The organism is Verrucomicrobium sp. BvORR034 (assembly GCF_000739635.1).
GTDB lineage: Bacteria > Verrucomicrobiota > Verrucomicrobiia > Verrucomicrobiales > Verrucomicrobiaceae > Verrucomicrobium.
This window is the reverse complement of record NZ_BATQ01000176.1, coordinates 20341-33155: the sequence shown is the minus strand read 5'-3', so window position 1 is coordinate 33155 and position 12815 is coordinate 20341. Positions and strand designations below refer to the sequence as shown.

Genomic DNA, 12815 nt, shown 5'->3' with positions numbered 1-12815 from the left:
GGCTACTTGATGGTAATTTCCTCGGCGAAGGAGAATTTCTTCTGCAGCCATACCAGGCCGAAGAAGAGCTTCAACCGCAGGCGCACATGCAGAGGCAGCTGGGTGCAGCCCGCCAGCACGGCATTGATCGAGCACATCATCTTGAACCGGTTGGACGGCTGGAAGAACAACTGGGCGAAGTGCTTGGTGTAGAACTTCTCAATGAACTGCCAGTACTGTCCGATGCGGGCGCGGGTGTCGCTCTCATACGCCTGCATGGCCGGAGTCAGAGTCTTGCCCAGGGTGATGGCTTCATCTGCCACCAGCCCCGCCTGACGTCCGCTGGTGGTGGCCAGGAGCACGCCGCTGGAGAAGACGGGATCGATAAAGCCGGAGGCATCGCCGGCGCGAATGACGCGATCCGACACGAGGCTGTTGTTGCGATAGGAGAAGTCTGTTGCGACATGCACGGAAGCGGGCGGTGCCACCTTCGTGAAGCGCTGCTGCACGGCGGCGGTGTTGCGCACCGCGTCTTCGAAGACTTGCTTGGGCTCCTGGCCCAGCGCCTGGAAGTCGCCCCGGTCCATCACCAGTCCCACACTCACCTTGTCGTCTTCCAGGGGGATCATCCAGAACCAGGAATTCTCCCGCCGGATCACGAGGATGTCGCCGTACTCTTCACCCTGCGGCATGTCCACACCGGCAAAGTGGCTGAAGATCGCTATCTTCTTGTGTTCAGGGTAGTAGGTGCGGCGGTTCTCGCGGTTGGCCGTGAAGTTGGACAGGCCGCTGGCATCAATGAGGAACTTGGCCTTCACCTCGTGGGACGAGCCTTCTTTGTCCCGATACCTCACCACGACTCCGTCCGCGTTTACTTGAAGCTCTTGCACCAGTGATTCCTGGCGGACTTCCGCGCCAGTTTCCTGCGCATGAGTGAGGAGGATGTTGTCGAGTTTGGCGCGCTCCACCTGCACGGCCTCGGAGAATTCCGTGAAGGAGCCTTTGGAGAAGTCCAGTCGGACTTTGCGGGTGCCATCCCCCAGCAGGAACTGGGCGCCCTTCTTGCGCATGAAGCCAGCTTTGGAGATCTTGTCCCAGACCCCGAGCTGCTCAAACACCTCACGGTTGTAGGGCAGGAGTGACTCTCCGATGTGGAAACGAGGAAACTTCTCTTTCTCGAGCAGCAGCACTTTGCGCCCGGCTTGGGCCAGCGTGGTGGCGGCAGAAGATCCCGCAGGACCTCCGCCAATGATGACAACATCCCAGGGGTTCTCGGAGGATTCAGATGGATTCATGGACAATCGGAAGAGCGATTCTGACGCAGGAACATCATGGGTGCAACGACGCATGCGCCCTCTCCCTGCCGTCAGGGCATGCGGGGTCTCCGCTAGATTGTCGAAAGTAGGCCCGGCGTGACCAGGAAACTGCGGCGGAGAGCCATCAGGGCTTCCAGTGCTCTCGCATCACTTTCATCGTCACTTCTGGGTGGTCCGTCGCAAACGACTGAACTCCCAGATCCAGCAACTGACGGTACACCGCCTCATCACTGCCACCCCACGGCAGGGATTGGAAGAGGATCTTGCGAGCCTTGAGCTCCTGACCGGTTTCCCTGAGAAAGGCCTCGGAAGGCTGGATGCTGCTGCCGCCCTCGGGCTGCTTCACCTGCTTGGTGTGGATCTGCAACTGCGTCACTCCGGCGAAGTCGGACTGGCGCAGCTCGACAAAGCGCTCGCGCAACTTTTCCTCGGTGCCACCCATCCACAGGAGGGTGGAGGAGTCTGGGAGGAGGGATTTCCATTCCCGAATGATTTTGAGATCGGTGGAAGCCAGGATCACCTGGGGGCCCACGCCCTTCTCCTTCACCAACTCCGCCAGTTGGGAGAGGTTCACCTGTTTGATATCCAGGTACAGGCGGCGCTCGGGATGGGGGCGCATGACGTCAAAGATCTCAGCCATCCTGGAGACCTTGCGGGTCTGGAATCCCGTTCCCATCTCCGCGCCGACTTCGAGCTTGGACAGCTCGCCAAAGGACACATCCTTCACCCCTTTGTTCTTGAGTTCCGGGCTCACGTCTTTTACCACGCGGGCAAAGGTCGCATCGTGGAACGCCACCAACACCCCATCAGTTGTGGTGCGCAAATCCGCCTCAGGGATGGTGCCGAGCTTCCAGCCCAGTTCGAAGGCCTCCAACGTGTTTTCCGGAGCCAGTACGCCGGCGCCACGATGGCTCTGGACGATGAAGGGAGGCGGGGCTTCTGCACTGGCAACCACAGGGGTCAAAAGACAGAGCAAGGGAAGGATCAGGCTGAAAGGGCGCATGAGGAAGGGGTTCAGGATGAACGATCAGCATGAGGCAGAGCCAGCCGGCGGGGCAAGCGTCTTCTGCTTGTCTCAAAGTGACATTCTCCTCATGGAGCCAGTCCGCCGATCTTGCAGCCTACCGCCTCCGTCTGCGGAGTGGCCACTGGTTTGCCAGCGGCAATAGCTTCCAGCGCATCGCTGAGTTCCTTGGTGGTGGCCTGACGCTGGCGTTTGGTTGGGGCCAGGTAGAGATCGTTCATGCGCCCCTGATAGACCACCTCGCCCGCAGGGTTCAGCACCACGCACTCCGGGGTGATGCGGGCCTTCAGCTTCTTCGCGAGGGCCTGGTCCTTGTCGATCAGCACCGTGGACTTCACCTCGCTCAGCACCGCCTGCTTGTAGGCATCAGTCACTTTGGTCTCCGGATCGGAGTGCACCAGATAGAAGGAAAAGGACTGGGCTTGCTCCGCAGCGATGCGGTTGAACTCGGGCAGAAACTTTCCGGCAGTCGGGCAATAGGGAGAAACAAAGAGCAGCACCACGGCTTTCTTCCCTTGCTCCACCTTCAGTGGCTGGTGGGAATTGCCTTCCACATCGGCAAGCTCAAGCGGCTTGTCCTGGGCAAGGCTGAGGCTGACCGGGAGGAAAAGGCAGAAGAGGGCACTCAGGAGGGCTTTCATGGTGGGGAGGCGGCTATTCATACGGTGCGCCCTGCTGCGATGTACCAGAAATCGGCGCCCTATTGGCCTCCTGGAGATGGCTGATCAGAGGATTCGGGCTTCGGTTTGCGTTTGCCCTGCTCGTATTCCTGACGGGCATCTTTGGCCCGTTGGAACTTGTCATCAGTGACGACGAACGTTGCCGGATCTGCCCCCTCGACCACATGGCCCAGATGATAGACGCGGGCAGCATCCTTCGCATAGGCGCCCTCCAGCATCTCCAAAGAGTCGATCTTCGTCCCCTCCGGCATGGGCTTGTCAAAGTAATAGCTTTGCCCCGCATCCCGGGTGTAGCCGCCGCGCAAGATGCGAAAAGTCGCCGGATCAGCCCCCGGGATGGCGTTGCCATTCACATACACATGGCGAAGGTCCGCGCAAAAGCTGTAGCCATCCTGGGCGGCGATCTCGCGAAAGTTGGCGGGGTCATCGGATACCGGCGTGGTGGCCGGATAGAGCTGATAAACCGTGTGGCTATTCTTGATGAAGTTTCCGCTCACCATCTCGAAGTGGGCGGCGTCATCGCAGATCAGGGTCCCGCTGCGATACACATTTCGGGCATCGCGTACATAGCCGGAGTCCAGGATCTCAAAGGTCTTGGGATCCACCCCGTCCACCTTGTTTCCCCGCCAATACACGGATTGCTTGTCTTTCGCATAGTCGGCATCAGTGCCTTTGGGCAGGGGGAATTCAAAGGTGGCGCGATCCACTCCGTCGATTTCCCAAGCGCGACTGGTCCAGTTGGGCAGGAAGTAAACCTTGCTGCCGCGCACATGGTAGCCGGAGCGATCCAGCGCCCCGGGAGGTTTTTCCTTGTTACACTGCGTCAGGGCCAGTAGCACCGCCAACGTCAGGCCACGGAACCAGTAGCATCGAAGGGAGTGCATGGGGCGATCAGGGATCGATCAACGTTCCGCTGGGGTATCAGCGGATCGAAGCTCTGCAAAGATCAGCCTGCCGGCGGAGGTCTGAAGGGTGCCGCTTACCACGATGGGCACTGTCTCCCCAAGGAACTGGGAGGCGTGGTTGACCACGATCATGGCCCCATCGGGCAGATAACCCACCGCCTGATGCTTGTCCTTGCCTGGTTTGACGAGGCTGAGGTCAAACTCATCTCCTGTGGCGACTTCCGGCTGCAGGGCGCGAGCGAGGTCGTTGAAGTTCAGCACGGTCACGCTCCGGACGGAGGCCACCTTGCCCAGATTCACGTCGTTGGTGAGGAGACGGGCATTCAGCTCGCGGGCCAGGGTGACCAACCGGGTGTCCACTGGCTGGCTTTCGTGAAGCGGGTCTTCGTGGATCGTGAGTTCGATGCCGTGCACCTCACGCATGACCTGCACGCAGTCCAGCCCACGCTTTCCTCGTGCACTCTTGAGCGGTTCGCGGGAGTCGGCCAGGCGCTGCAGTTCATCCAACACAAAACGGGGAATCACGAAGCGCCCGCTGAGGAAGCCGGTGGCGAAGACCTTGGGGATGCGCCCGTCGATGATGACGTTGCTGTCCAGCAGCATCGGCTCGCCCTCTGAGGCGTCGCGGCGGAAGCGGACGTAGGGAATGATGAAGGAGAACTGGTCCCGGTCACTGCGGAGGGCCAGGCTCATGCCCAGGAATCCGAAGACACTGTAGAGGCAGATTTCCACGATGCTGCGGATGGAGTCGATACTCCGGAAGGGGTCCGTTGAAGCATCGAGGTTGCGGAACCACGGCAGGTCAAAGAGGCCGATCTTGGTGATCAAGAAGGCGCAGAACATGCCCACCAGCAGGCCGAAGACACTGAACGAGAACTCCCGAAAGCTGAACTGGGCCAGCAGGGAATCCACCAGCACAAAGAACCCGCCTGCGATGAGCCCACATACAATACCAAGCCAGGCGGGCTGCTGAAAGCCCAGTGCGATGGTGGCGCCGATGAGCACCGCTACCGTAAGAAACAGGGTCCGGACAAGCCGGATGGACCAAGGGACAGGCATCCAGGGAGAAAAGGGAAAGAGGTGGAGCAATCTTCGTCCACCCTGCCGCTGGCGCAAGAGAATGGGAGGGTGACAGCGGTTATTCGTTATTTGTTATTCGAAATGCAAATGCAATTTCGCCAACCGCATTACCCCAGATAACAAACAACGCATGACTGATCACCGGCCCTCGCAACCCGTTTTGCCCCTATCGACCCCGGCCGCCCAGTGGCGGATTGGGGCGCGATGAGCCTGAGCGGGACTTTTGAGTGGGGGGTGTTGCTGGTGCCATGGGCGGAGCGACAGCGGGAGGGGACTTGTCCTTGTAGAACAAGATGCCGCGCTGGCGCATGTTGGCGATCAGGTTTTTGAAGTCGGTCTTGAGCGCTGAATCATTGATCAAAGCTGGCAACAGGCCTTCGCCCCGGCGGAGATCCGTGGCGACTTTGCCAATGGCGTCGGCACTTTCGTCGATGGACTTCATAGCCCCATCGGCACTGCCCATCACGGTATCCGCCTTCGTGACCACTCCGTCGATCTTGGTGACCACACCATCCAGTTTCGCAAAGGCGGGCTGGAGCTTCTTCACGGCATCTTCCAGGGCTTTTGCCGCTTCCTTGAAGCTGTGCACCGCGTCTTTCACATTCTGGCTGGTCTCTTCGTTCAACGTCTTCTCATCCAGGCGGGTCACGATGTTGTTGAACTTAGCGAATGAGTCCTTCACGTCCGACATCCCTTTCTCGGAGAGCGCGCCCTCATTGACGCGCTTCAGCGAGGTCCTCAGGTCGGCCACGGCAAGCCGGATGTCCTCAATGGCCACATCCACCTTGTTCGCGATCTGTTCGGCGGAGTTCTGAAGGCCGGCGAGTCCGGCGGAAACCTCCCCTTTGATGTGGGCCCCGGGTTCGATGAAGCTCGCGGGCTCCTTCCCGCTCGGCTTGATCTCGATGAACGAGTCACCCAGCAGGCCGGAGGTGCCAATGCCGAACTTGGCGTCCGAGCCAATCCTTGTGTCCTGGTACACCTGCAGGGAGATGATCACCCCGTTCTGGGCGGCATTGAGAGTGGGCTTCTGCGTCACCTTGCCCACGCGGGAGCCTCCCAGCATCACCGGCGTGGCTTCCCGGATGCCTGTGCCATCGGCCAGCTCCACCGTCAGCGGGTAGGTGGGCTTGAAGAGCTCACGCACACTGCCAAACTGTAGGATGAGATAGGCCAGCAACAGCAGGCCGACGAACAGGAACAGCCCGACGAGCAATTCAGATTTTCTATCGCGTTCTTCCATGGTGGGGCAAAGGCAGGTGGGTCGGGGAAAGGAGGAAAGGGGAGGTTGTTGGGCTGGACAGGTGGCGGAGGGGTCAGCCCTTCACTCCGGAGCGGCCCTCGATGAAGTCTTGAACTTCGGGATCCGGAGAGTTGCGCAGTTCCTCAGGTGTTCCGAGGAAGTGAATCACCCCGCGCTTCAACATCGCGACACGGTCGGCGATCTTGAAGACGCTCTTCATGTCGTGAGTCACCACGATGGAGGTCACGCCATAGCGCTTCTGGAGGCGCAGGATCATCTGGTCGATCACGTCCGAGACGATCGGATCCAGGCCGGCCGTGGGCTCATCATACAGCACGCATTGCGGTCGGGGGACGATGGCCCGGGCGATGCCCACCCGTTTGCGCATGCCGCCGGAGAGGTTCACGGGCATCTTGTCCTTGTGCTGGGCCAGCTCTACGACTTCCAGGGCCTCGTGCACTCGCTGCTCGATCTCTTTGCGATCACGGATGCCGCCTTCCACCAGGGGGAAGCCTACATTCTGCTCCACCGTGAGGCTGTCGAAGAGGGCGGCGTTCTGGAAAAGGATGCCGATCTGTTTGCGAATGGGGGCCATCTGACGCTCCCTCAGGCCCGTCATGTTCGTCCCGTTCACGACAATGGTCCCGCTGTCGGGTTTCATCAGCCCGATCAGGTGTTTCAGCAGCACGCTCTTCCCCTCGCCGCTGGGGCCGATGAGCATCAAGGTCTCCCCTTTCTGGACATCCAGGTCCAGCCCACGCAGGATCTCCTGCCAGCCGATCTTGCGAGTCAGGCCGCGAACGGAGATGAAGGGGGTGCTGGAGCTAGGGGGAGGTTGGGCCATGGGGCGGCTGTGGAAAGAAGGCGCTTGCTTACATCGCAGTGCCGAGCGGGAAGAAGTAGTTCAGAAGGATGGAGAGGAAGAAGTTGCAGATGAGCAGGGCCAATGAGGAGTAAACGACCGCACGCGTCGTGCCGATGCCCACACCTACTGCACCGTCGCTCGCCATGAGCCCCTGATGACAGGAGATGACCGTGATCAGGATGCCGAAAATCAGGCCCTTGATCATGCCATAGATGATGTCCTGCTCATTCGTGTGCTCTACCACATGCTGCCAAAACCAGGCACTGGGCACGCCGAAGCCGAACACCACGACGCAGTATGAGGCGGCCAGACCGAAGGTGATGCTCTCAGCGATGAGGAGCGGCATGCTGATCAGCATGGCGAAGAACCGCGGCAGCATCAGGTAATCCACCGGATGCACCCCGAGGGCCCGCAGGGCATCGATCTGCTCGGTCACCTTCATGGTGCCAATCTCCGCCGCCATTGCCGCACCCACGCGCCCAGTCACCATCAGTCCTGCCAGCACGGGGCCGAGCTCACGGCACATGGCCACTGAGACGATGGCCCCGACTCCGGTTTCCACCCCGAAGTCTTTGAACTTAAAGTAGGTCTGAGCCGTGAACACCGCGCCGGTGAAGGCTCCGGTCACGATCACCACCACCTGGGAGCCGTAGCCGATGGAGACGATCTGCTGGGCGACCAGCCGCATTCGCCAGACCCCAGACTTGATGGCAAAGCCCAACTCCCGCAGAAGTGCGGCAAGCTGACCCATATAGATCAGGAAGTTGAGGAAGAGACGTCCGGGTAGGCAAAGGAGGTCCATGAGACAGGTTCGCACCATGCACCGTCATGGGCGCAGCGCAATGAACGTTCTCTGTCTGTCTGAGGCAGTGGGCGGCCTCAAGATGGTCTTTCCTAACCTTTTGGTGAGTCCGTGGCTCTCAAACCAGCCGATCCGTGACATCGCCACGGCGCAGGTTCGTGGGAATCTGGCCGACGAAGCGGGCCTGGAGGCCAATGTTTTCGAAAAGGTCGCTGAACTGCTTCAGCGTGACCCGGTTGGGGTCATCAATCTCGAAGTACACCATGTCATGCGGCGCATCGAGCTTGTAGCGGGCGGGCAGCATGTCCATCTGGTGGCCCAGTTGGAGGACTTTTTCCTCATCACGGAGACCTGGGGCATACACAAGAAGTTCAGTCATAGAGGCAGCGGTTAATTTGGAGTCTAGGGGAGGGCGGGGGATTTTGTCCAGCCCGCTGGCGGGAATCTGTGAAAAAGCGATGGGGCATTCACCCCTTGCGGCATCGCTGTCCGCCCCCATGTGATTTTATCGTCACCGCCGGGGTGACGGGGCCTCTTCTTCCCGTTCTGTTGCGGCCTGTGGAGCCCGAGCGAGGGAGCTTGTGGCCTCTTGCCTCGTCTCTCCCCTTTACACCACCCCTCGGGCGTGCCATGTAAACCACCATTTTTGCCCGCGTCCCGTCCTCCTTCCCATGCCCAAAGACACTAGTATCCACAAGATTCTCCTGATCGGCTCCGGCCCTATCGTCATTGGTCAGGGTTGTGAGTTTGACTATTCCGGCGTCCAGGCCTGCAAGGCGCTGAGGGAGGAGGGGTACGAGGTGGTGCTCGTAAACTCCAACCCGGCCACGATCATGACCGACCCGGAGTTCGCGGCCCGCACCTACGTGGAGCCGATCACCCCAGAGGTGGTGGAGAAGATCATCGCCAAGGAGCGTCCCGATGCGCTGCTGCCCACCCTGGGTGGGCAGACGGCTCTGAACACGGCCATGTCCCTTTTCAAAAGCGGCGTGCTGGAGAAGTACAACGTGCGCATGATCGGGGCGAAGGCTGACGCCATTGAGAAGGGCGAAGACCGTCTGCTCTTCAAGAACGCGATGCTCAAGATCGGACTGGACCTGCCCCAGTCAGGCGTGGCCCACAAGATGGAGGAGGCCGCTATCATCGCCGAAGAGATTGGCACCTACCCGCTCATCATCCGCCCCGCTTTCACGCTCGGCGGCAGCGGCGGCGGCATCGCGTACAACCGCGAGGAGTTTGAGACCATTGTGGCCCGCGGCATCGACATGTCTCCGGTCAACGAGGTGCTGATCGAGGAATCGCTCCTCGGTTGGAAGGAGTTCGAAATGGAAGTGATGCGTGACCGCGCGGACAACTGCGTGGTCATCTGCTCCATTGAGAACCTGGACCCCATGGGCGTGCACACGGGTGACTCCATCACGGTGGCTCCCATCCAGACCCTCACGGACCGTGAGTACCAGATCATGCGGGATGCCAGCTTTGCCTGCATTCGCGAGATCGGTGTGGAGACGGGTGGTTCCAACATCCAGTTCGCCGTGCACCCCACCACGGGCCGCATGATCGTGATTGAGATGAACCCGCGCGTGAGCCGCAGCTCCGCCCTGGCCTCCAAGGCGACCGGATTCCCGATCGCCAAGATCGCCGCCAAGCTGGCCGTGGGCTACACGCTGGACGAGTTGAAGAATGACATCACCCGTGAGACCCCCGCCAGCTTCGAGCCCACCATCGACTACGTGGTGACCAAAGTGCCGCGGTTTACGTTTGAGAAATTCCCCGGTGCTGACACCACGCTGACCACACAGATGAAGTCTGTGGGTGAGGCGATGGCCATTGGCCGTACTTTCAAGGAAAGCCTCCAGAAGGCGTTGCGCTCCCTGGAGATCAAACGCTTCGGCCTGCTCGGTGACGGCGCGGACAGGGAAGTGGATGACGAAACGCTCACTACGAAGCTCACGGTTCCGAATGCGGAGCGCATCTTCTTCCTCGCCCAGGCCTTCGACCGCGGCTGGGATGTTGAGAAAGTGTTCTCGCTCACCCAGATCGACCGCTGGTTCCTCCGGCAGATTCAGGAAATTGTGCACGCGACGCAGCAGATCTCGGTGAATACCTCCGAGCATCTGTTCAGCCAGATTCCGGCAGCGGAACTCACTGAGGAGCGCAAGGCCGCCGTGCTGCGCGCCTCGATGTTGAAGATGAAGAAGCAGGGCTTCTCAGACAAGCAGCTCGCGACCCAGTATGGCATCACCGAGCAGCAGCTCCGTGCCGGTCGCATCAAGTACGGTGTGATCCCCACCTACCGTCTGGTGGATACCTGCGCTGCCGAGTTCGAGGCCTACACGCCGTATTACTACTCCACCTATGGCGTGGAGAACGAACGCCGCGACTCCGACAAGAAGAAGGTGCTCATCCTTGGTGGTGGGCCCAACCGCATCGGGCAGGGCATCGAGTTTGACTACTGTTGTGTGCATGCCGCCTTCGCTGCCCGTGAACTGGGTTTTGAGGCCATCATGGTCAACTCCAACCCAGAGACGGTTTCCACGGACTATGACACCAGCGACAAGCTCTACTTCGAGCCGCTGACTCTGGAAGATGTGCTGAACATCTGCGAGCAGGAGAAGCCTTGGGGCGTAATCGTGCAGTTCGGCGGTCAGACGCCGCTGAATCTCGCCGCCGGCCTTGCCGCTGCGGGCGTGCCGATCATCGGCACCAGCCCCAAGAGCATCGAGCTCGCTGAGGACCGCAAACTCTTCGCTGCCCTGCTGGATGAGCTGGGCTTGAACCAGGCCCCCAGCGGCACGGCGGTCTCTACAGAGGAAGCCCTCGCCATCACGGCCCGCATTGGTTACCCGAGCCTCGTCCGCCCCTCCTTCGTGCTGGGTGGTCGCGCCATGCAGATCGTGTACAGCGACGCGGAGCTCATTCACTACATGCAGAACGCCGTGGAGGCCAGCCCTGAGCGCCCGGTGCTCGTGGACCACTTCCTGGAAGACGCTACCGAAGTGGACGTGGACTGCATCAGCGATGGCGAGACCACCGTGGTGGGTGCTATCATGGAGCACATTGAAGAAGCGGGAATTCACAGCGGCGACAGTGCCTGCGTGATCCCGCCCTTCAGCCTCACCCAGGAGATGCAGGTTCGCATCACCGATGCCGCCAAGAAACTGGCCCGCGCTCTCGACGTGCGCGGTCTGATGAACATGCAGCTCGCTGTGAAAGGCGATGATTTGTATGTGATCGAAGTCAACCCGCGCGCCAGCCGCACGGTTCCCTTCGTGAGCAAGGCGATCGGCGTACCGCTTGCCAAGTACGCGGCCAAGATCATGATGGGTGAGAAGCTCAAGGACCTGGGCTTCACCACCGAGGTGACTCCTCCCCACTACAGCGTCAAAGAAGCGGTGTTCCCCTTCAGCAAATTCCCCGGTGTGGACATCACGCTTGGGCCTGAGATGAAGTCCACCGGCGAGGTGATGGGCATCGATCCGGACTTTGGCATGGCCTTCGCCAAGAGCCAGATGGCCGCCGGCGGCGCTCTGCCCAAGGGAGGTAACATCTTCGTCAGCGTGAAGGAGTCTGACAAAGCCAGCGTGGCTGCTGTTTCCAAGGGCTACTCGGATCTCGGATTCGTCCTCTATGCGACCCCCGGCACCGCCCAGCTTCTGGAAGCCGAAGGCATTCCGGTGAAGGTGCTTCCGAAACTGGCCAGCGGCCAGCGCCCGAACGTGCTGGACCTCATCAAGAACAAGCAGATCCAGTTCATCATCAACACGCCTTCTGGCAAGAGCCCACGTGCCGATGAAATCAAGATCCGCACCGCCGCTGTGGCCAACCGCATCCCCATCATGACCACCGTGCGTGCCGCCGATGCGAGCCTGCGGGCCATCAAGTCCCTCCAGGCGGCTGACATCGAAGTGCGCGCACTTCAGGATTATCACAAGGCTTGATCTGGTGACCTAATCGAGTTGCAACCGTCGCCCCGGGGAACCGGGGCGGCGGTTTTTTTGTGGGTGGGGTGAGGGTGTCAGGGGCGGGCGACGCAATGGGCCTACCGCTCCGCGGTAACAGCTGCGCCGGGACAACCATGGGTTGCACTCGCTCCGCTCGTTTCACCCATGGCTACGCATGGTGAACCCTCCGGGTTCGGAGGCAGGTTCGATGTAGCAAGCTCATCTCAGTTCTCTCTCCACCTGGATGCAAAGCATCTTTGGGATGCGCGCGGGAACCGCCGCTTTGGGGAGTCCTGTGTTGGGCTGTTGGCGTTGTGACATGACCGGGAAGTGGGCTTCGTTGGTGGCAGTCAGCAGGTTGAACATCACAAGGCGTAGCCAAAGCGGTGATTCTCACCGCAGTCCCAAAGCGGCTGCGCCGCCAGATGTTGGGGATGGTGCGGCCAAGGTGGTTCTGGGAGCTTCCAATGTCGGAGGTTGACTGAGGTGCAAGTAACTTTGGCACTCCCTGTGGTTGGATGGGAGGCATCTTTGGAAAGTGCACGATATGCTTGGTCGCATGTGGCGAACCCTGGAGGTTCGAGGAAAAGCGCATGTTCAGGGCGGCCATTGCGCCTTGCATCTCGTGTTTCTTCATATCGATGGTTTCGGTGAATGGGCGTAATGCTCAAACCCCGGAGCGCGATACTGGAGTGATAGTCAGGAACGGGCATGCGACCCAGGTGCACACTCCCTGCTTTGAAACTGAACCCGGAGGGTTCGCCACGAATAGCCATGGGTGAAGCGAGCGGAGCGAGTGCAACCCATGGACTACAAGTGGAGGCATTCTACCGCGGAGCGGTAGGCCTGAAGATCCAAGCATTCCCTGGCGTGAGATTGGGGAGGTGTGATGCGCAGGTCTCCGGCATCGGAGGGAGATCGAGGAAACAAGCAATCCATTGACGCCCCCCACCTGGATGCGAAGCATCTTTAGGAGT

10 protein-coding genes are annotated in these 12815 nt (G+C 60.3%); 1 reads left to right on the top strand and 9 read right to left on the bottom strand.

Annotation, left to right across the window (positions count from 1 at the left end; all coding sequences use genetic code 11):
• Positions 1-2 precede the first annotated feature (2 nt).
• The 9 genes from BV034_RS31120 to BV034_RS31080 all read right to left on the bottom strand — a co-directional run bounded on the left by BV034_RS31120 (position 3) and on the right by BV034_RS31080 (position 8273).
• Positions 3-1274, bottom strand: coding sequence for an NAD(P)/FAD-dependent oxidoreductase (locus BV034_RS31120; protein ID WP_050030840.1), 1272 nt, complete (start codon positions 1272-1274; stop codon positions 3-5).
• A 145-nt stretch (positions 1275-1419) separates the two neighbouring features.
• Entirely contained in the window at positions 1420-2298 is an 879-nt protein-coding gene (locus tag BV034_RS31115) for a glycerophosphodiester phosphodiesterase family protein (RefSeq protein ID WP_050030839.1), read from the bottom strand.
• Positions 2299-2387: 89 nt separating this feature from the next.
• Positions 2388-2960, bottom strand: a complete 573-nt coding sequence (locus tag BV034_RS31110; protein ID WP_265593670.1) for a redoxin family protein — start codon at positions 2958-2960, stop codon at positions 2388-2390.
• Between the two features lie 59 nt (positions 2961-3019).
• On the bottom strand, positions 3020-3883 hold the full coding sequence (locus tag BV034_RS31105; RefSeq protein WP_050030837.1) for a DKNYY domain-containing protein: 864 nt from the start codon (positions 3881-3883) through the stop codon (positions 3020-3022).
• 18 nt (positions 3884-3901) lie between these two features.
• Positions 3902-4963 (bottom strand): PIN domain-containing protein, encoded by a 1062-nt coding sequence (locus BV034_RS31100; RefSeq protein WP_050030836.1) that lies wholly within the window; start codon positions 4961-4963, stop codon positions 3902-3904.
• Positions 4964-5150: 187 nt separating this feature from the next.
• A complete protein-coding gene (locus BV034_RS31095) occupies positions 5151-6227 on the bottom strand; it encodes an MlaD family protein (RefSeq protein WP_050030835.1) in 1077 nt (358 codons plus the stop codon).
• Between the two features lie 73 nt (positions 6228-6300).
• Positions 6301-7071 carry an ABC transporter ATP-binding protein gene (locus BV034_RS31090; protein ID WP_050030834.1) on the bottom strand — a complete coding sequence of 257 codons (771 nt, stop codon included), beginning with the start codon at positions 7069-7071 and terminating at the stop codon, positions 6301-6303.
• Positions 7072-7099: 28 nt separating this feature from the next.
• The gene (locus tag BV034_RS31085; protein ID WP_050030873.1) at positions 7100-7894 is read right to left on the bottom strand and encodes an ABC transporter permease; all 795 of its coding nucleotides are present in this window, start codon (positions 7892-7894) and stop codon (positions 7100-7102) included.
• Between the two features lie 118 nt (positions 7895-8012).
• Complete coding sequence (locus BV034_RS31080; protein ID WP_009965210.1) at positions 8013-8273, bottom strand: hypothetical protein; 261 nt, start codon at positions 8271-8273, stop codon at positions 8013-8015.
• 292 nt (positions 8274-8565) lie between these two features.
• Here BV034_RS31080 and carB point away from each other — a divergent pair, with 292 nt between their 5' ends.
• On the top strand, positions 8566-11835 hold the full coding sequence (gene carB / locus BV034_RS31075) for a carbamoyl-phosphate synthase large subunit (RefSeq protein ID WP_050030833.1): 3270 nt from the start codon (positions 8566-8568) through the stop codon (positions 11833-11835).
• Positions 11836-12815 lie beyond the last annotated feature (980 nt).